Genomic DNA, 20116 nt, shown 5'->3' on the forward strand with positions numbered 1-20116 from the left:
TGAAACAGCCTCCCTTCGCTATATATTAAGAACGAAGGGACACTTTTTTTCATTTACATGCTTTCATGCATTGTACGGTTAATTACATCAATTTGTTGTTCACGAGTTAATTTAATAAAGTTTACAGCATAACCAGATACACGAATTGTTAATTGTGGATACTTCTCAGGATGTTCCATTGCATCCATTAATGTTTCACGGTTAAATACGTTAATATTTAAGTGGTGACCTTCTTTTACTGCATAGCCATCAAGCATTGATACTAAGTTACGTACTTGTACATCATCTTCTTTACCAAGTGCTTTCGGAATAATAGAGAATGTATTAGAAATACCATCTTGTGCATCTTTATATGGTAATTTAGCCACAGATAATAATGAAGCTAATGCACCTTTTGTATCACGTCCATGCATTGGGTTCGCACCTGGTGCAAATGGTTCTCCAGTACGGCGGCCATCTGGAGTATTACCAGTTTTCTTACCATATACAACGTTAGATGTGATTGTTAAGATTGACATTGTATGAACAGAATTTCTGTATGTTTTATGTTTACGAAGTTTATTCATAAATGTTTTTACAAGATTTACAGCAATCTCATCTACACGATCATCATTGTTACCGTATTTAGGGAAATCTCCTTCAATCTCGAAGTCAACTGCAATACCATTTTCATCACGAATTGGTTTTACTTTTGCGTATTTAATTGCACTTAATGAATCTGCCACTACAGATAGACCCGCGATACCTGTTGCCATTGTACGAAGAACATTTGTATCATGAAGTGCCATTTCAATACGTTCGTAGCTATATTTATCATGCATGTAATGAATAACATTTAATGTGTTTAAATACAGGCCTGCTAACCATTCCATTGTCATATCAAACTTATGCATAACTTCTTCATAATCTAATACTTCAGAAGTAATCGGTGCGTACTCAGGACCAACTTGTGCTTTAGATTTTTCATCTTTACCACCGTTAATCGCATATAGTAATGCTTTTGCTAAGTTTGCACGTGCGCCGAAGAATTGCATTTGTTTACCAATTCTCATTGCAGATACACAGCAAGCAATTCCGTAGTCATCGCCGTAATCAGCACGCATAATGTCATCATTTTCATATTGAATTGCTGATGTTTTAATAGACATTTTTGCACAGTAGTTTTTAAAGTTTTGTGGTAATTGTTTAGACCAAAGAACTGTTAAGTTTGGTTCTGGAGCTGGTCCTAAATTATCTAATGTATGCAAGAAACGGAATGAGTTCTTTGTTACTAATGAACGACCATCTAATGCCATACCACCGATAGACTCAGTTACCCAAGTTGGGTCACCAGAGAATAATTCATTATAATCAGGAGTTCTTGCAAATTTCACAAGACGTAATTTCATAATGAAGTGATCCACAATTTCTTGTACTTCTTCTTCTGTTAAAGTACCATTTGCTAAATCTCTTTCAATATAAATATCTAAGAATGTAGAAGTACGTCCAAGACTCATTGCAGCTCCGTTTTGCTCTTTAATTGCTGCAAGATATGCGAAGTATAACCATTGGAATGCTTCTTGCGTATTTGTTGCTGGCTTAGAAATATCAAAACCATGAGCAGCAGCCATTTGTTTTAACTCTTGAAGTGCACGCATTTGCTCAGATAACTCTTCGCGTAAACGCATTGTCTCTTCGCTCATTACACCGCCAGTTAAATTTAAATCAGCTTTTTTCGCTTCAATTAAATGATCTACCCCATATAATGCTACACGACGGTAGTCACCGATAATACGTCCACGTCCGTATGCATCTGGAAGACCAGTAATAACACCTGATTTACGAGCAGCTCTCATTTCTGATGTATAAGCATCGAATACACCTTGGTTATGAGTCTTTCTCCAATCTCTAAAAATACGACTAAGTTCTTTATCCATTTCGTATCCGTAAGATTCACAAGCTTGTTCCGCCATACGAATACCACCATATGGTTGTAAAGAACGTTTAAATGGTTTATCAGTTTGGAAACCGACTACTTTTTCAATATCTTTATTTAAATATCCTGGTTCATGTGATGTAATAGAAGAAACGATTTTTGTATCCATATCAAGAACGCCACCGTTTTCACGTTCTTTTGTTGTTAAATCCATTACTTGATCCCAAAGTTGTTTCGTTGCTTCAGTTGCTCCCGCTAAGAAAGATTCATCTCCTTCGTAAACGTTTACATTATTTAAAATGAAATCGCGAACATCAATCTCAGCTTTCCATTTTTCACCTTTAAAGTTTTCCCATGCGTTTTTAACATTTTCTAATACTTGAGTCATCCTAATCTCCTCCATTTTTGATTAGTACAGGACTAAGATTTTTTATATAACAGCTTACACACTTAGAATACTACTTTTTTGCGAAAGTGAACGAAACAGTTGTGACATGTTTGTGAAATGTTGAGCAAACTACTATATGTATAGTGTTAACTTCACTTAAAAGTCTTTATAATTAACCCTTTCCTTAATTGTATTTTTTTGGTACCCTTATATACGAGTCCTATTTTGTAATATAAGAACAATACCCATTGTAGAGCTGTAATACTCTTATCTCCTAATCTGTTATAGTTTTTATAACAGAACAAAAAAGTGTACATATGTTGTACACTTTTTTTGTTACTACTCTAAAACATCTCTTTTTCTATTGCCGTCATAGAATCCGCCACGATTGTCTGTTAATGCAATTATTTGCTCTAGTCCCTCTATATGATCACCTATAATTCGAAGTACAGCTGGAGGGTGACCTATTTTTGCGAAATGTTCACTGGGACGAATACGGTTCATCTTATCAACCTCAACATGATATACACATGCAATTTCAAATCCAGAAAGAAGAGCCTTCACTTGTGCTACACAAGGTGACAATAAAGATTTATACCCAATTGCTTTCAAACACTTTTGGCTAAATGCATTAGGTACCGCAATAAGTGATCCTACCCCTAAATCCTTTCTATCACAAGCTAAATTTAATGCATATTTAAATGCAGTTACAAGATGAAGCGGTACTCTTAAATCTAAATAATGATTTAGATCATTTAATGCGACATCCATTCCATCTGCAATAGCTTTTGCGAAAGGATATAGTTCCCTAGCCGGGATAACAAAGTCACCGTCTATAAACAACACAATATCGCCTTTTGCAAAGTAAGTTCCAAGTGAACGCCCTACATCGTTTCCAAGTGCTTCTTTATATACAATTGTTGTTGCTCCCTTTTCTTTTGCAATCGTTGCGGTTTGATCAGACGAGCCATTTACTACAACGATAATTTCAAAAGGTTCAATTTTTCGAAGTTCATCTATAACATTTCCAATTGTTTTCTCTTCATCTTGTACAGGAATAATGACTGATAATTGCTTTCCTTTATACAATTTAGATGTAATGCCCCATCCTTGATAAAAATCTTCGAAATCTAGAGTATGATAGACACTATCCCTTTTCCTATTTCCATCATAATATCCTCCGCGCTCATCACTACCTACTATTCGCTCCGCTACAGCTTCTATATGATCACCTATCATCCGTTTTTCAGATTGCGACAGACCCGTGCCATATGCAGCATGCTCGGTCGGCCGAAATTTATTTGGCGTAATAACGTCAATTGCACAATGCCGACTAATTCTCCATTCACTTTGAACTAGGCGTAAATGAGCGACAATAGGATTAACAAAGCTTTCATATCCAATGCTTTGAACGACTTCTTTCGTCAACGCATGAGGTGCATCTAATAAGGAATCAATTTTTAATTCTTCACGCTCTAACATTGCATTTAATATTTGGCGCCATACTGTAATAGAATTGGGTTTTTGCCTTTTTAAAAATAATGCATCCAAGTTATTTAAAACGATGTCGGTCTGATCATGTAAAATCGGATTCAGGAATAATTGTAATTTGGAAGTTTGAATAGCAAAATCACCATCTATAAATAGTAATACATCACCTATCGCGTGTTTTGCGCCAACCGCACGGCCAACATCGTTCCCTAGTAGCTCCGTATGCTTGATTACTTTACACCCTAAACGATCAGCAACCTCTTCTGTACCATCGTTACAACCGTTTGCTACTACAATAATCTCTATTGGATTTAATCCTTTTGCCGATTGGATAATATCTGAAATCGTTTCAACTTCATTACATACAGGTATAATGACCGATAGTGACTTAGCCATTATTTTCTTCACGGAACCACTTAATAGTTTCTTTCAATCCTTCTTCCCACGTTACTTCTGCTTGAAACTGAACAAGTTCTCTTAATTTCGCAACATCCGGTCTTCTATTTGGAATTTCTTCAAATCCATGTGGGTATACCTCTTCGAAAGGAACTTGGACAATTTTCGAAGAAGATTTCGTTAGTTTTTTAATTACTTCTGCTACTTCTTTTATACTCTTTTCATTCTCAGAACCTATGTTAATAATTTCACCATTTACCTTTTCATCCATCGCTCGAATCGTTGCCTCTACCGCATCACTTACATACGTAAAACAACGTGTCTGCTCTCCATCTCCATATACGAGAATGTCTTCTCCTTGCAGTGCCGCACTAATAAATCGCGGGATTACCCCTGCATACGGACCATCTTTCGCTCTTGGACCATAAATATTAAAATAACGAACAATCGTTACCGGTAAACCTTCTAATGCGTATCCTAAACATAATGTTTCTTCTAATGTTTTACACACTGCATAACTCCAGCGTATTTTAGAAGTTGCCCCGTATAATCGATCTCCCTCTTCAGAGAAAGGCGGCTTGGCCTTACCATATACTTCTGAAGTAGAAGCAAAAACTACTTTCTTCTTTCCTTTTAACGCTGCTTGTAAAATATTTCTCGTCCCATCAAAATTCGTTTCTATGAGCTCTATACTTTTTTCCATTGTTGTTTTCACACCTAAAATTGCTGCTAAATGAAACACGACATCATGCTGATCTACTAATTCATAAATAGAATTTTTATCTAAAACACTTATTGGAATAACACGGATTTCTTTCATTAACTCTTTATGATACTTATTTTTACCTTTATAAAAGTTATCCACAACAGTGACCTCATAACCTCTTCTCATCAACTCTTCAGCTAAATGCGACCCGATAAATCCGGCCCCACCTGTAATTAAACATTTCTTACTCATTTACTCACCTTCTTTACGATCCCGCGTGTATCTATTACTTGATCCATTCCTTTAAAAAGCTTCCAATCAATATTTGAATGATCCGTTAAAATTAAAATACAATCCGCTTTTTTAACTTTTTCTTCATCTAAAGAAACAGATTGGTACACCTTATCTCCCATTTCCGCGGAAGAAATATAAGGATCATGATATTCTATCTCGTATCCTTTATTTCTTAATAACTGAATAATCGGTAACGCTGGTGATTCTCTCAAATCATTTACATCTTTTTTATACGCAATCCCTACAATTAACACCATTGCAGGTGATTGCACCACACTTTTTACTTTCCGGACTATTTTCTCTGGCATTTCTTCATTAATCACATGTGCAGCCTCAATTAATTGACTAATTTCCCCATTCTTTTTTATTCTCCATTGGAAATATAAAGGATCTACTGGAATACAATGTCCTCCTATTCCTGGTCCTGGCCAATATGGGGTAAATCCAAATGGTTTTGTAGATGCGGCTTCAAGCGCCTCATAAAAATCAATTCCTAAACTTTCACATAGTGTGTTTAACTCATTTACTAAGGAAATATTGACTAGGCGCTGAATATTTTCAAATAACTTACACATTTCCGCTACTTTTGGAGAACTAACTGGAACAACTACATCAAATGTAGTGCTATACAACTCCTGTACTTTTTGTTTACACTTTTCTGTTTGTCCACTAATAACTTTTGGAATAACTTGAACTGAATATTGACTATTTGCTGGATCAATTCTCTCAGGGGAATATCCGATATAGAAATCTTCACCTACCTTTTTACCATTTTGAGAAATAATAGGTAGGATGACTTCTTCAAGTGTGCCTGGATATGTGGAGCTTTCAAAAATGAAGGTTTGTCCTTTTTGAAGGTTTTGTTGTATATAATGCGAAGCTGAAATGAGGGCACTTAAGTCTGGTTCTCTTTGTTCATTAATTGGAGTCGGGACAGTGACAATAACATAATCACTATTTTGAAAATCAGCAATGCCTTGATCCGGTGTATTTACTGTTAATTTTTTTTTGGTCAATAAACTTTGTAACTCTTTAGAAGAAACATCCGGAATATAACTTTCTCCTTTTATAATTGAATCTATTTTTCTAATATCTTTATCTAATCCAAGTACTGTATGCCCTCTTTCTGCAAAATGTACTGCTAAAGGAAGGCCAACATACCCTAACCCAATAATAGCTACTTTACTACTATTCATTTGTATTCTCTTCTTCCCTTCTCAATTGTTGAATTATATCTCTATCTCTATCTCCATCAGTAAAGCCACCGCGTTCGTCCGTACGTTGTAATAAATACGCAATCGCCTCAATTTGATCACCGAAAATACGATCAAATGCTGAAATACGTCCATTTACAAATTCGTGTTGCTCTGGACGTACTCGATTTGTTTTTATAACATCTACTAACTCTACTGCTGTAATAGAGAATCCTTCTAAAATAGCTTTCACTTGTGCTAATGGCGGAATGATAAGGGAGTCATATCCTATTTTCTCTATTACCTTCTTATGAATGGCATGTGGTACAGCAGTTAGTGAGTTATTCCATAAATCTGGTCTTTTCGCTACCAAATTCAAAAAGTATTTTCCCATACTAATTGGATCTGCTGGATGAAACATATCTAATAAGCATTGTAAATCATTTAACACCACGTCATTTCCATCTTCAACAGCATGTAAAAATGGAGTGAGTTTTTTTGCTGGAATAACAAAATCACCATCAACGAATAAACAAATATCTGCCGTAGCATGCATGGCCCCTATTGCTCGTGCTACATTATGTCCAAGCGCCTTCGTAAATTCAACAACAATAACATTCTCTAGCTTTGCCTGTTTAACAGTCTCAACATCTGCTCCATTCGCGACAACTATAATTTCATCTACACCTGCTTCTTTCACTTCTTGTATAACAGACCTTATAGTTGTTTTCTCTTCTGATACCGGGATAATGGCACTATATTTCGCTTTTTTCTTTTGTAATAAAACTGGTTTATACTTTCCTACAAACTCTCTATCTCTATTGTCCTCTGAAAAATCACCGCGATTACCGTATGTTTCAATTACGTATTGTAAAGCACGCAAATGATCACCCATAATACGACTAGTCGCTTTCGGATAAGGAGAGCCAGGTGATGTGCCCGTATGGACAGGACGAACTTTATTTGTGTAAATGACATCAACTGAAGCCATATCAGAAATATCTACTCCTCTAGACATCGCCATCGCTTGAAATAGTGCTGGATCCGCTAAATTCCACCATCCTAGTTTTTCAATCACTTCACGACTTATCGCATGTGGTATCGCAATTAAAGATCCTACAACAAACTCTTTTTTGTTCAAATAACGGTTTAACATATATTTTCCAACCGTCGTATAATGCGGTCTCATCTTCAAATAAACGGACCATGTTAAATTATTTAAAACAATCTCATGTCCTTGCTGTATTCCTTTAATAAAATTGTATAATTCTTCACTTTTCATGACGATATCGCCATCTAAAAATAAAACAATTTCACCTTTTGCTTCTCTAGCACCAATTGCCCGTCCCACATCATTACCAAGGGAATATCTATAATAAATCACACGGCAATTATGCTGTAGCGCTATTTCTTTCGTACCATCTGTCGATCCATTATCTACTATGATAATTTCATATGGTTCGAGCTTTCTTACTTCTATTAAAACTTTTGATAAAGTACTTGCTTCATTATGCACTGGAATCACAACTGACACTCTCATACTTGCATCACTCTTACCCTTCCAAGCGAACATAAGCAATAATAGGAATACGTACAACTACATCTTCTGGTGGTCCATAAGAAGGAGAAGTACGAACAATTACTGCCCCATCCGTCACAGATAAAAGAACGCCTGCAATGATTTCTACAGCTGTCACAACTTGCACTAGTTCCCCAACATGGTTACGTAATTCATCAGTAAATAACATATATAACTCTCCTTTCTTACGCTTCTTTAATTGATATAATACTTGTAAATGGTAATAAAACTTCTGTTCCTATTCCTTCTCGCAGTGTTAAGAAATCATCTCCAACCGCTACAATCACACCCGTTAACTGTCCAACTGTCACAGTAATTTCTACGTTTTTACCCAAATACTGCTCTGCAATTTCTTTAAATGGTGATGTATTACATTCTTTTAAAATGTTACAAATAATAGATTGAAATCTACTTGATTCAATAAATTCCTCTGTAGCTTGCTTAGAATTTCTTTGAATAAATCTCGCGAAGTTTTGTGAAAATAAAAGTCTTTCCACAGCAGGTAATAACTTATTATCTAAAAAATAATCTAATTGCCTATTAAACAATCTCGATAATTTATGCCAATATTTTCTGAACAGACACATACACTTCTCCTCCTATTATTTTTAGATTATAAAATTTCACATCCATACATCTTAATGTATACAAAATAGATATTTTTGTGATAGGTAAGACATACATTTTCTAAAAGAAATATTTGGTTCAAGGCATAAAAAAAACTATCCAAAAGGATAGTTTCTTACACTTCAATATTCCGCAATATCGAATAAATGTCGTTATTCACTTTACCAAATGATTTAATGTTATTTTGAATGTTAGATAATAAAACAACATATACACTACCATTTTTACTAAATCCGTTTAAGCAATTCCATCCTGGCATTACACCGTGATTCGAATAGCTTCCTGGGTCTACGTACCATCCAAACCCGTAATCCTTTTTTCCACCCGTAAACATTTGATCGTAACTCTCTTTTGAAATTAATTTACCAGAGAATAGTGCTTCGTTAAATAAATATAAATCATGCGCACTTGTGTATATATCACCACAACCATATAGTTGTGACATGCTCGGAATATTAGGTGTTGTCATATTATTATTTACTATTTTATAACCCGTTGATGGGAATCTTGTTTGTTCTAACGCTGTGCCAAAACCAGAATGTTTCATACCCGCAATAGCAAAAATATGTTGTTTAATATATTCTTCGAGCGACTGTCCACTTACCTTCTCGGCAATGTATGCAAGTATAGAGTAATTCGAATCAGAATACTTCCACTTCTCTCCTGGACCACCAATACGCTTTTGATTTCCTATCCGCTTTATCAGTTCTTCATGAGAAATATCTTCTTTTCCCTGCTCATATTCGGGAATCCCTGATGTATGTGTTAATAGATGTTTTAGCTGAATACTATTACCTTGAGGAAAGTCTGGAATATACTTTGCAACAGTATCTTCTACTTGTAATTTATTTTGATCTTTCAACTGCATAATAGCGGTTGCCACAAACGCCTTTGAAATAGAGCCAATATAAAAAGTTGTCTCTGAATTATTTGGTACTTGCTGCTCTTTATTTGCCATGCCGTACCCTTTATTTAAAAGAACTTTTCCATTCTTCACAATAACAGCCGTACCACTAAATCCTGCGTTTTGTAAATACTGGTCCAATTGAGCGTTTTCATTAATTTCTTGAGGTGGTCCCTCGGTAAGCTTCTCCACAGCTTGCGCTTGCTTCACTTGTTCTTCCTGCTCTTTTTGTTTTTGTTGTTTTTGTTCTTCTTGCTTCTTTTTTTCTTCTTCTTTCTTTTTTAGCTCTTCTTGTTTCTTCATTTCTGCTGCCGCTTTTAAAGTTTCTTCTTTCTTATTATACGCAACAATTTTTGTATACATGAAATATACAAGTGATAGTAGTAAGACGAAAATAATTGTTCTTTTTATGTATACAATCGGCCGACGTGCTTCCCTATTCGCATTATTTTTTTCCTGATCCATAATTGCTTTTTTCCCCTTACTCAACAATAATTTAATTCGTCTACTAAAGAATTATTTTAGTAGATTATGGATAATCCATTCTATATCATCCCTACTTTATCACGCACTGCACATATTACCAACCTATATGTACAAAAAAGAAAAAGAAAATTTACAAAAGTAAGATTCCCTTTAAATTATTAACAAAAAAGAGGATATCCTCTAAAAAATTGATGTCATCAATCTTTTCGGATATCCTCTTATCGTATTAGTTATACGTGTTTTTTCATATCATCGGCAACAGATTCAACATTTGTACCTACGATAACTTGGACACTCGTGTTACTTAATTTCATAACACCTTTCGCACCAGCACGTTTTAACGCTGCTTCGTTTACTTGACCAGCATCTTTTACTTGTAAGCGTAGACGTGTTGCACAGTTATCAATAACAGTTAAGTTTTCTTTTCCACCTAAAGCTGCTACGTAAGTTTCACCAATTGAACCTGCAACTGGTGCATCACCATCTTCAACTAACTCATCATCATCTTCACGACCAGGAGTTTTTAAATCGAACTTCTTAATTAAGAAGTAGAATACTATGAAATAAATTGCTGCGTAAATTAAACCGATACCTGCTAGTAAGACTGGTTTTGTTGCAATACCGAAGTTTAAAGCGTAATCGATTGCACCGGCACTAAATGAGAAACCATCATGAATGCCAAGTGATGTTGTAATAAATAAAGAAAGACCTGTTAGTACAGCATGAATACCATATAATACTGGTGATAAGAACATGAATGAGAATTCAATAGGCTCTGTAATACCAGTTAAGAATGAAGTTAATGCTAGACCAGCTAACATACCAGTAACTGCTTTACGCTTTTCTGGTTTAGCAGCTGCAATCATCGCGAAACATGCTGCTGGTAAACCGAACATCATAACTGGGAAGAAACCAGTCATAAACATACCCGCTGTTTTATCTCCGGCAAGGAAACGAGCAATATCACCATTAACAACATTACCTGCTGCATTTGTAAAGTCCCCAAATACAAACCAGAAGTATGTGTTCATTACGTGGTGTAAACCAATTGGGATTAATAAACGGTTTAATAAACCAAACAATCCTGAACCAATTGCACCTAAATTAACAATTCCATGAGCTAATGCATCAATACCATTTTGAATTGTTGGCCAAATTTGTGCAAATAGAATTCCTAATATCAGCATCACAACTGATGTAACAATTGGGACGAAACGTTTTCCAGCAAAGAAACCTAACCATTCTGGAAGTTTAATCTTATGGAATTTATTATAAAGAAGTCCCGCTATAACACCGACAATAATACCACCTAAAACCTTCATATCTACTTTAGTCGATAATTCAGCAGCCTTAGATACTTGTGTCATTGTATCCGCAAGCTTAGATGGATCTACATTTGCGCTATTACCTATTAAATCTTGGACTTTACCCAATTTATCTTGTAATTCAGCAGTTGAATACCCTTTGCTAAGCGCATCAATACTATTTTTCATAACAAGATAACCAATTGCACCTGCAAGACCTGCTGCACCACTACCATCCACTGAAAGACCGATTGCAATACCAATTGCAAAAATAAGTGCTAAGTTATCAAAAACTGCTGCGCCGGCCTGTGCCATAACAGGAATATCAAATACATCTGGTTGCCCTAAACGAAGCAATAATCCTGCTGCTGGTAGTACTGCGATCGGAAGCATTAAAGCTTTACCAATACGTTGTAAAAACTGCAACATTTTAATTCCCCCTAATCAAATTTATGAAATCGTTATCATTATAAGTACGCTTTAGAAAACGCTTTCTATTACATAACCATAATAACATATAGTTGTATAGATGTGTAGTTTTTATTTCTGAACTTTTTATGGATAAATCTCCTATTTCCAAACTGTTATATAAAAGGAAAATTCTCCTTTTTAAAATACAGAATACTCGAAACGAAAGACCTATTATAGCACATTGAACTTTCGTTTTATCATTCCACTTTTTCATGTTATTATTTATTTCCGAGCATATCGGGAAAAGTAAACTTAGTTAATTCAAAATAGGAGCGTTGGTACTATGCAGTGCATTGAAACAAACAACTTACAACAGTTGTTAGAACAAGTAAAACCATATACGAAAAAAGGAAAACTTGCTACTTATATCCCCGAACTAGGAAATGCAAATCCAGACGATTTAGGGATTGCCATTTTCCATAAAGAAACAGAATATATCCATGCAGGCAACTCACAAACACTATTTACTCTTCAAAGTATTTCCAAAGTAATTACACTTGCCCTTGCCCTTTTAGACCGTGGTGAAGAATATGTATTTTCTAAAGTTGGAATGGAACCAACGGGTGACCCATTTAATTCTATTATTAAGTTAGAAACGACAAGTCCATCCAAACCCCTTAATCCAATGATAAATGCAGGGGCTTTAGCTATTACAAGCATGCTAGCAGGAAAAGATAACGAGGAAAAAATGGAACGTATTCTTCATTTTGTACGTGAAATAACAGATAATCCTACTATTAATTATTCCTCTAAAGTTGCCGATTCAGAACTAGAGACAGCTTACCTAAACCGTTCACTTTGTTATTATATGAAACAAAACGGAATTATCGATTGTGATATTGAAGAACTTATGGATTTATATACTCGTCAATGCGCAGTTGAAGTAAACTGCATCGATTTAGCACGTATCGGCTTAATTTTTGCAATGGATGGATATGATCCATATAAAAAGAAACAAATCATCCCTAAACATATTACAAAAATTTGCAAAACATTTATGGTCACATGTGGTATGTATAACGAATCTGGTGAATTTGCAATTCGTGTTGGTATTCCTGCAAAAAGTGGTGTAGCCGGTGGTATTTTTGGCTGCGTAAAAGGAGACATGGGAATCGGTATTTTCGGACCAGCTTTAGATGCAAACGGAAATAGTATTGCCGGTTTTAAAATTCTTGAACTTCTTTCTGCTCAAGAAGGTTGGAGCATTTTTTAATCGCGAGTTATCCTGCTATACTAGCAGGATTTTTTATTTCGCCAAAACCTCACTTTTGTCAGTTATCAATCCTCTTACAAAAACAGTGCTGAAAGTTTCTCTATATCATGCATATTTGTTCCCCCCTCCTGAATAATATAGTACAACCTAGCGCTATATGTGGAGGTGTGAAAGATGAAACTAATATTTCAAATGGGAAAACAACCTGTTCTTGAAAAAACAATCCTTCTTTTTATATTGAGTATTGTAGAAAGCTTGAAGTTAAAAGTTGTTTCACTCGACGAAGCTCACCGATACATATTCAATTTAGAAGTACTTGAATTATTAATGGATCGGAACATCGATGATCAAGTACTTGAACTTATTCATTTCGGGATGGGACTTGAAGACATTTATCATGTGCTTCCTGAAGAACTTGAGCATACGATTGAGGAATTAAAGTGGCTTTGCATTCAAGTATTAAGTGAGTACAGTATGCATGAAGAATCCGAACAATTAATTGAAGATATACGGTAAAAAAGCACCTATGTAGGTGCTTTTAATGTTTTTTTAAACTATTTTTATACGCCTCAATATTTACTGGTAGCTCTTCCTCTTCCAAAGTATGTTCATTTACATCTTTATGAATGAACGCACCTTTAGGTGGTTGATGATCATGCCCTTTTTTCTTATGATCAAATGCTTTCCCGCGTCCCATACAAATCCCCCTTTCTTAAAAGAAATCCGTATTAGTATGGAGAAAAGTACGTCGATATATGCAATCTCTTGCTGTATTTCCAAGGAAATACTCGAACCTTGTTTTCTACTCTCCTTACAACAACTGATCGATCCCAATAAGAATTAATAATAGTCCTGCGATAACTGTCGCCCATTTCCCTAAGTATTCTGCTAAAAATCGTTTTCCTACATACGCAAAACCACTAATACAAATAAAACTAAACACCCCAGAAATAGTCGCTGTAAGCCAAAGATTTAAATTTGTTACCCCTGCATCAAATCCACCTGCAATATTATTAATAGACAACGCAACTCCTAAAACAATTGCTTCTGAGAAACTAATTGTTTTAGAACCATCAAAATCTGCTTTTTCCGGATTACGTAAAATGCCCATAAGTACATTACCATCTTTAGAACCTGCAGTATTTTTTTGACCCAAGAAAGGCTGGCACAAAATAAACACACCGATTACCCCTAAAACGATTGCTCCAATCAGATTTGCTGTAAACTCTGAAATAAATAACGCAATCCAGTTTCCAAAAAATCCAGCTAGTAAAGTAAATAAAAATCCAAAGAATGCGATGATAAAATTGTTAAACCACGAAATACGAATTTTACGAATGCCATATGCAATTCCAACACCTGCATTATCTAAATTAGAAGCGATCCCGATTAAAAAAATTGAAAATAAGCCTACTGTACTCATAAATAGTCACCCCTTTTTCTCACTTTTCAATGCATATTATGAAAATGTTGAGCAACTGTGCCTGTCTGTTTCATATACTTGTAATAAATGCTCAATATTTTTTCAATACTAAAAAAGGAGTGCCTACACTATGGCTAATGAAAACCCGAATGATCGGCTTGGCAAATTAATAAAAAAACTTTTAAAAGAACGCGCCTTATCTATGCGCCAACTAGGAATACTTACAAATATTGATCCTGCAACAGTCTCAAGAATTATTAATGGCAAACAACCGCCAAAACAAAAACATCTACAAAAATTTGCAGAATGTCTTCAAGTTCCACCCCAATTGTTATTTGATGAAATGTACCCTGATTCTCCTCACATAAATAAAGAAAAAACAGATATGTACACATCTCTTGATACCATTCAGCAAACGCTGCAATCCTCTAACTTATTCGATTTCGATTACACTACAACTCGCGTAAAACAAGAACTCGAAAATTACGAACGCTATGCCCAGACAACAGAAGGCGAAAAACGTATTCATGACAGTTTCGCAAGTAAATTAGAGCAAATTGATAGTGCTGGTCCTTTTATTGAACAATTAACAGATATGTATCAACAATTTTGCAATGAAACCATTTCAAAAGAAGAACGTGCAGTTCTTGGGAGCGCATTACTGTATTTCATTTTATCGACAGATATTATTCCCGACTATCTCTTTCCAATTGGCTATTTAGATGATGCGATCGCCGTTGAATTAGCAAAAGAGAAATTACTTGAAATAAAGCGAAAGACATAGCAAAATAAAGAACTATTTCAGTTGTTTATTTTTACCTCTGAAATAGTTCACTAAAAAATCGTACAAGTATACATACTCGTACGATTTTACTATACAAATCTATTTTTTCGTGTGGCACCATTCATATATAAATGCTGTTATCACTTTTGTAAATTCAATTAACTGTTCAACTTCAACTTTCTCATTTACAGAATGTGCTTCTTCTAATGTACCTGGTCCATATATAATGGCTGGAATGTGAAACTCACTAAACCAACCGCCATCAGTTACCGTTGCAGACATATCTAAAATTGCATTTTTTGATAAAATAGACTCGTGTACTGAGCTAAGTTTTTTTACAGCTGCATGTTCCCTATCGACTTCTAATGAAGGGAAAATTTCACCACGATCTACGATCATTGATTCTCCGCCCCACTTAAATTGTGGCGGATTTTCACTTAACCATGGATCGGCAGCTGCCACCTTTCCAATATACTCTTCAATTTCTTTTATTATTTGTTCATGTGTTTCATTCGGATAGAAGTGCACTGTTATCCATAATCGGCACTCATCCGCAATAAACGCCGCATGCCTTCCTCCCTCAATAACAGCTGGATTAATTGTTGTTGTTCCAGACGGATAGCCTTCATATGTTTTCATAACTGCCCAATGACGCTCTAATTCTTGTAAACTTTGCACAATTTTCATCATTTTTTCAATTGCACTCGCTCCAAATAAACGTCCTCCAGCATGGATTATTTGCCTACGCGTTGCATCATGAAACGTTTGAGGGCTTTTCACAGTAATCCAGCCAGTAATTACGCCGCCCTGTCCTTGCATATGTAAATTACTCGTATCCACTACGACTGCAAAATCAGCATCGTAACCTCGCCTACAGCATTGAAGTGTGCCAGCTTCTCCAACTTCTTCTCCAATTACGGATTGAAAGATTAAATCTCCAGGTAATTCAATACCAGCTTCTTGTAATAGCTGAATAGCAAATAGCGCTCCAGCTATTCCCCCTTTCATATCAGCTACGCCACGTCCAACTAACCAACCATCTTTTATAAATGGCTCAAACGGATTTGTTTCCCACGCCTCATCTGCTGACACTTCAGCTACATCCATATGACCATTAATGATAAGACTTTTATATGAATCACTTTTTATTCCTTTTTTAACCCCGACAACGTTTGGGTCATTCGGATATACATCCCATTTATCAATACTAAAATTTCGTTTTCTTAAAAACTCTGCAACAAATTCTTGCGCTTCATTTGTATTTCTCGCTGGCGGTGCTGGTGTTTCAAAACGAATTAATGTTTTTGTAAGTTCTAACAATTCCTCTTTCCTTGAATCTATTTGTTTTAACAACTGCGAAACTTCTGGATTCATCGCTAATTCCCCTTTGCATACATAGTATGTTTCCAGCTTTATTTTCACAAAAAAAGAGACTGTTTACAATTTTACAGTCTCCTAATTAATCACTATTATAAACTCTCTACTTCCGTTGTATTTGTCTTTTCAATATGCTCTACATTACTTCCCTTATTTCTTGTAGCACGATAAAACAGTAAACAAACAATCATAAATGGAATACCACAATATAATGCCATTCTTTGTTCTGGAATAAAGGCCATTCCAACGATTACTGTTAAATTTAATACTAACGCAAGAAGTGGTACAAATGGATACAATGGTGTTTTAAATTTCAAGTCCTTCACATCCCCGCCCTGCTTAACATATGTCCTTCTAGCTAATAAGTTAGATAGAGCAATAGATGCCCAAACTAGTATCGCTCCGAATCCAGCGATAGAAAGCAGCCATAAATAAACTGTATCTTCCGCATAAATACCTGATAATAATGAGAGACAACCTACAATTGTGCTTACAATCAATGCATAAATAGGAACACCGTTTTTAGATAACTTACCAAAAATCGGACTAATCATTCCTTGATTAGACATAGACCATAGCATACGAGAAGTTGCATATAATCCTGAATTCGCAACGGATAGAACTGCTGTAATAATAACGAAATTTATAATATCTGCTGCATAAGGAATACCAATTTTATCAAATACAACTACAAATGGACTTTCAATTACTCCTGCTTGCTGCCAAGGGAATAGTCCAGCAAGAATAAAAATAGATAGTACAAAGAAAACAAGTATACGCCAAACTGTATTGTTAATTGCCTTCGGGATCGTTTTCTCTGGATTTTCACTCTCACCTGCTGCAATACCAACTAGTTCTGTTCCTTGGAAAGAAAAATTAACTGCAATCATCGTAATTAAAATGGCTGATAATCCATTCGGAAACAGTCCCCCGTAATCAGTAAAGCTAGAGAACATCGGTGCTGGTTCATTTCCTTTCATATCTAGAAAACCAAACATTGCCGCCCCGCCTAAAATAATAAATGCAATAATTGTAATTACTTTAATACTTGCAAACCAAAATTCCACTTCCGCAAAACTTCTTGAAGATAACGCATTAATAGCAAAGAGCAGTACCGCGAACACTACACACCAAATCCATGACGGTACATCAGGAAACCAACGTTTCATCAAAATACTAACTGCAATTAATTCAATACCTATCGTAGCAGACCAGTTTAACCATGACATCCATCCCACTACATAACCTGCTGCAGGGGAAATATGCTTTGTCGCATACGTTTGATAAGACCCTGCGTCAGGCATCGCAACAGCTAATTCTCCAAGACAGAGCATCGTTAAATACATTACAAATCCACCGACAAGATACGCTACAATTGCTCCTCCAGGTCCAGCCTCATGAATCGTATAACCTGACCCTAAAAAAAGTCCTGTACCAATAACTCCACCGAGTGCAATCATAAATATGTGCCTACTTTTCAATTCTCTTTTTAATCCTTGGTTTTGATCCATCATATAAATCCCCCCTTTTCACTTTGCCAACCCATTTAATGTAAGCGTTTTTAAAATTCCTCACCTTAAAAATAATGATTTAAAAGAGCAAAAATACACGTCACTTGCATTAATCACTGCCTGTTACTAAAAGGTCATCCCTTACTGTTATTAATAACTTTTGATCAGCAATATCTTGTCCTTCTACTACTTCTAATGATTCAATATAACCACTGATCCCTATCTTAATTTCTACTTTCTGTTTATCTATCGTTTCAATTAATGCTAATTTCTCCCATTCGTATACGTAAGAACTTTCCGTAACAAATAACTTCTCAACTTTCCCGTAACAAGGACTATACACGCCTTCTATAACCGTCTTCACTTTATAAACTCCTCCTTCTTTTTAATTGGTACTGAAACGTTGCATATCCCTCCTTTAGAGATTTCAACTATTATTTATGCAAAATGCGTACCAATCTCCAATTCCTATTTAAAATGAAGGTTTCTCAAAAAAAAATGTTTATAACCGCAAAATTTTTCTATCATTTGAAAAGTTTTAAGAGAAAAATAGCAAAAAATTTTTGCGATTTTATGAGAATTTTAATAAAATTATAAAAAGTCAGTCTTCATAGGGTAAAATGAGGAGAAGATGTTACATGCATACAGAAGAAATTAATTTTAAACAAATTATTGAAATGAATATGCTATATGAAACTTTACTCAATGAACTCGATATCGGGATTCATATTATTAATGAGGAAAGTAAAACTATTGTCTATAACCGCAAAATGATGGAAATTGAATCAATGGATCGCTTAGATGTGCTATATAAAAGCCCTTTAGAGGTGTTTGCATTTGAAGAAAATAAAAATAGTACTCTTATAGAGGCATTAAAATTTGGAAAAACAAAGAAAAATATAAAACAAACGTATTTTAATAATAAAGGACAAGAAATTACAACGATTAACGATACTTTCCCTATAACAGAAAATGGAAAAATCAAAGGCGCTATTGAAGTATCAAAAGAAATTAGTAACTTAAAGCAAACAATAAAAATGAGCCCTTCTCGAAAACAAAGCACTAAATTTACCTTTGATCACATAATTGGTGATTCTGAAGCCATTCAATCAATCATTACAGAAGGAAAAAGAGTAATTCGTACATCTTCCTCCATACTTCTAGTAGGAGAAACAGGCACTGGTAAAGAACTATTTGCACAAAGCATCCATAATGAAAGTCAGCGTTCAGGCAAACCCTTTATTTCACAAAACTGTGCCGCTATACCTGATACATTAATGGAAAGCCTACTATTTGGAACAAATCGAGGTGCCTTTACAGGAGCAATAGATAAATCAGGCTTATTCGAAGAAGCAAACGGAGGAACTTTATTATTAGATGAAATCAATTCATTAAGCCCAATACTTCAAGCTAAGTTGCTGCGGGCTATACAAGAGAAAACAATACGAAGAATCGGAGGTACACACGAAAAAGAAATTGATGTTCGTATTATAGCAACTATCAATGAAGATCCCTTTGAAGCCATCGCACATAATCGATTAAGAGAAGACTTATATTACCGATTAAGCGTCGTTACTTTATGTCTTCCGCCTTTACGTGAAAGAAAAGAAGATATTTCAGCTCTTGTTCAGCACTTTATTGAAAAATATAATACTCAATTCGGGCTCAATGTAACCGATGTAGATGTAAATGTAAGAGAATTTTTCTATGCATACGATTGGCCTGGAAACGTACGGGAGTTGGAACATATAATTGAAGGTTCCATGAACTTGATAGAAGCTGAAACCATCATTACAGCGTTTCAGCTGCCTACTCGCTTTCGCGAACGAATAAAAACAGAATTCAATATGCAACATGCACTAACTAATCACAATACTGATACACCTAAAACTTTAAAACACACAATAGAAAAAATGGAAAAGAACTACATTAACCAAATTCTTAAAGAGAATCATGGAAACATCTCACAAGCTGCAAAATTTTTAGGATTAAGTAGGCAAAACTTACAATATCGAATTAAAAAACTGCGTTTACACATATAAAATAAACATGTC

General features: G+C 35.2%; 18 protein-coding genes and 1 pseudogene. 4 read left to right on the plus strand and 15 right to left on the minus strand.

The annotated features are described in order from the left end of the window. Window positions 1-53: 53 nt before the first annotated feature. From pflB to ACTFRH_RS22510, 10 genes and pseudogenes are all read right to left on the minus strand, one after another. A complete protein-coding gene (pflB, locus tag ACTFRH_RS22465) occupies window positions 54-2303 on the minus strand; it encodes a formate C-acetyltransferase (protein WP_000195482.1) in 2250 nt (749 codons plus the stop codon). 339 nt (window positions 2304-2642) lie between these two features. Continuing rightward, complete coding sequence (locus ACTFRH_RS22470; protein WP_033703498.1) at window positions 2643-4190, minus strand: glycosyltransferase family 2 protein; 1548 nt, start codon at window positions 4188-4190, stop codon at window positions 2643-2645. Continuing rightward, on the minus strand, window positions 4183-5148 hold the full coding sequence (locus ACTFRH_RS22475; RefSeq protein WP_000037019.1) for an NAD-dependent epimerase/dehydratase family protein: 966 nt from the start codon (window positions 5146-5148) through the stop codon (window positions 4183-4185). The genes ACTFRH_RS22470 and ACTFRH_RS22475 overlap by 8 nt, the downstream gene beginning before the upstream one ends. Then, window positions 5145-6386, minus strand: coding sequence for a nucleotide sugar dehydrogenase (locus ACTFRH_RS22480; protein ID WP_001088927.1), 1242 nt, complete (start codon window positions 6384-6386; stop codon window positions 5145-5147). Before ACTFRH_RS22480 ends, ACTFRH_RS22475 begins: the two co-directional genes overlap by 4 nt. Then, window positions 6379-7923: a glycosyltransferase family 2 protein gene (locus ACTFRH_RS22485; protein ID WP_001266454.1), complete on the minus strand. Its 1545-nt coding sequence runs from the start codon at window positions 7921-7923 to the stop codon at window positions 6379-6381. The genes ACTFRH_RS22480 and ACTFRH_RS22485 overlap by 8 nt, the downstream gene beginning before the upstream one ends. Before the next feature lie 13 nt (window positions 7924-7936). After that, window positions 7937-8131: a hypothetical protein gene (locus ACTFRH_RS22490; protein ID WP_000899469.1), complete on the minus strand. Its 195-nt coding sequence runs from the start codon at window positions 8129-8131 to the stop codon at window positions 7937-7939. 16 nt (window positions 8132-8147) lie between these two features. Then, a complete protein-coding gene (locus ACTFRH_RS22495; protein ID WP_000335529.1) occupies window positions 8148-8549 on the minus strand; it encodes a hypothetical protein in 402 nt (133 codons plus the stop codon). A 155-nt stretch (window positions 8550-8704) separates the two neighbouring features. Beyond that, complete coding sequence (locus ACTFRH_RS22500; protein ID WP_440048857.1) at window positions 8705-9958, minus strand: serine hydrolase domain-containing protein; 1254 nt, start codon at window positions 9956-9958, stop codon at window positions 8705-8707. A 251-nt stretch (window positions 9959-10209) separates the two neighbouring features. Further along, a complete protein-coding gene (gene nagE / locus ACTFRH_RS22505) occupies window positions 10210-11712 on the minus strand; it encodes an N-acetylglucosamine-specific PTS transporter subunit IIBC (RefSeq protein WP_000938892.1) in 1503 nt (500 codons plus the stop codon). A gap of 141 nt (window positions 11713-11853) precedes the next feature. Further along, window positions 11854-11968, minus strand: a pseudogene (locus tag ACTFRH_RS22510) (transcriptional regulator). A 69-nt stretch (window positions 11969-12037) separates the two neighbouring features. Here ACTFRH_RS22510 and glsA point away from each other — a divergent pair. After that, complete coding sequence (glsA, locus tag ACTFRH_RS22515) at window positions 12038-12967, plus strand: glutaminase A (RefSeq protein WP_001149850.1); 930 nt, start codon at window positions 12038-12040, stop codon at window positions 12965-12967. A 174-nt stretch (window positions 12968-13141) separates the two neighbouring features. Further along, complete coding sequence (locus ACTFRH_RS22520) at window positions 13142-13483, plus strand: DUF3969 family protein (RefSeq protein ID WP_000766604.1); 342 nt, start codon at window positions 13142-13144, stop codon at window positions 13481-13483. Window positions 13484-13505: 22 nt separating this feature from the next. On the opposite strand, the gene ACTFRH_RS22525 is transcribed toward ACTFRH_RS22520, so the two are convergent. Both ACTFRH_RS22525 and ytaF read right to left on the minus strand, forming a co-directional pair. Then, on the minus strand, window positions 13506-13664 hold the full coding sequence (locus ACTFRH_RS22525) for a hypothetical protein (RefSeq protein WP_000532409.1): 159 nt from the start codon (window positions 13662-13664) through the stop codon (window positions 13506-13508). 114 nt (window positions 13665-13778) lie between these two features. Then, window positions 13779-14390, minus strand: a complete 612-nt coding sequence (gene ytaF, locus ACTFRH_RS22530; RefSeq protein ID WP_000108731.1) for a sporulation membrane protein YtaF — start codon at window positions 14388-14390, stop codon at window positions 13779-13781. A gap of 130 nt (window positions 14391-14520) precedes the next feature. Between ytaF and ACTFRH_RS22535 the strand changes: the two genes are divergently transcribed. Then, window positions 14521-15174 (plus strand): DUF1232 domain-containing protein, encoded by a 654-nt coding sequence (locus tag ACTFRH_RS22535; protein ID WP_001262772.1) that lies wholly within the window; start codon window positions 14521-14523, stop codon window positions 15172-15174. A gap of 99 nt (window positions 15175-15273) precedes the next feature. On the opposite strand, the gene ACTFRH_RS22540 is transcribed toward ACTFRH_RS22535, so the two are convergent. The 3 genes from ACTFRH_RS22540 to ACTFRH_RS22550 form a co-directional block, all read right to left on the minus strand. After that, window positions 15274-16548 (minus strand): acetylornithine deacetylase, encoded by a 1275-nt coding sequence (locus ACTFRH_RS22540; RefSeq protein ID WP_001067764.1) that lies wholly within the window; start codon window positions 16546-16548, stop codon window positions 15274-15276. 95 nt (window positions 16549-16643) lie between these two features. Further along, a complete protein-coding gene (locus ACTFRH_RS22545; RefSeq protein WP_000969256.1) occupies window positions 16644-18065 on the minus strand; it encodes an amino acid permease in 1422 nt (473 codons plus the stop codon). Window positions 18066-18171: 106 nt separating this feature from the next. Next, complete coding sequence (locus ACTFRH_RS22550) at window positions 18172-18426, minus strand: biotin/lipoyl-containing protein (protein ID WP_000859490.1); 255 nt, start codon at window positions 18424-18426, stop codon at window positions 18172-18174. 274 nt (window positions 18427-18700) lie between these two features. On the opposite strand from ACTFRH_RS22550, the gene ACTFRH_RS22555 reads away from it, so the two are divergent. Beyond that, complete coding sequence (locus ACTFRH_RS22555; protein ID WP_000556692.1) at window positions 18701-20104, plus strand: sigma-54 interaction domain-containing protein; 1404 nt, start codon at window positions 18701-18703, stop codon at window positions 20102-20104. Window positions 20105-20116: the final 12 nt, after the last annotated feature.

This window comes from Bacillus cereus group sp. MYBK216-1 (assembly GCF_051916495.1).
Lineage (GTDB): Bacteria > Bacillota > Bacilli > Bacillales > Bacillaceae_G > Bacillus_A > Bacillus_A thuringiensis_K.

Coding starts and splice junctions, on each gene's coding strand:
- pflB (WP_000195482.1), bottom strand. CDS start 2,303: ATGACTCAAGTATTAGAAAATGTTAAAAACGCATGGGAAAACTTTAAA.
- ACTFRH_RS22470 (WP_033703498.1), bottom strand. CDS start 4,190: ATGGCTAAGTCACTATCGGTCATTATACCTGTATGTAATGAAGTTGAA.
- ACTFRH_RS22475 (WP_000037019.1), bottom strand. CDS start 5,148: ATGAGTAAGAAATGTTTAATTACAGGTGGGGCCGGATTTATCGGGTCG.
- ACTFRH_RS22480 (WP_001088927.1), bottom strand. CDS start 6,386: ATGAATAGTAGTAAAGTAGCTATTATTGGGTTAGGGTATGTTGGCCTT.
- ACTFRH_RS22485 (WP_001266454.1), bottom strand. CDS start 7,923: ATGAGAGTGTCAGTTGTGATTCCAGTGCATAATGAAGCAAGTACTTTA.
- ACTFRH_RS22490 (WP_000899469.1), bottom strand. CDS start 8,131: ATGTTATTTACTGATGAATTACGTAACCATGTTGGGGAACTAGTGCAA.
- ACTFRH_RS22495 (WP_000335529.1), bottom strand. CDS start 8,549: ATGTGTCTGTTCAGAAAATATTGGCATAAATTATCGAGATTGTTTAAT.
- ACTFRH_RS22500 (WP_440048857.1), bottom strand. CDS start 9,958: ATGGATCAGGAAAAAAATAATGCGAATAGGGAAGCACGTCGGCCGATT.
- nagE (WP_000938892.1), bottom strand. CDS start 11,712: ATGTTGCAGTTTTTACAACGTATTGGTAAAGCTTTAATGCTTCCGATC.
- glsA (WP_001149850.1), top strand. CDS start 12,038: ATGCAGTGCATTGAAACAAACAACTTACAACAGTTGTTAGAACAAGTA.
- ACTFRH_RS22520 (WP_000766604.1), top strand. CDS start 13,142: ATGAAACTAATATTTCAAATGGGAAAACAACCTGTTCTTGAAAAAACA.
- ACTFRH_RS22525 (WP_000532409.1), bottom strand. CDS start 13,664: ATGGGACGCGGGAAAGCATTTGATCATAAGAAAAAAGGGCATGATCAT.
- ytaF (WP_000108731.1), bottom strand. CDS start 14,390: ATGAGTACAGTAGGCTTATTTTCAATTTTTTTAATCGGGATCGCTTCT.
- ACTFRH_RS22535 (WP_001262772.1), top strand. CDS start 14,521: ATGGCTAATGAAAACCCGAATGATCGGCTTGGCAAATTAATAAAAAAA.
- ACTFRH_RS22540 (WP_001067764.1), bottom strand. CDS start 16,548: ATGAATCCAGAAGTTTCGCAGTTGTTAAAACAAATAGATTCAAGGAAA.
- ACTFRH_RS22545 (WP_000969256.1), bottom strand. CDS start 18,065: ATGATGGATCAAAACCAAGGATTAAAAAGAGAATTGAAAAGTAGGCAC.
- ACTFRH_RS22555 (WP_000556692.1), top strand. CDS start 18,701: ATGCATACAGAAGAAATTAATTTTAAACAAATTATTGAAATGAATATG.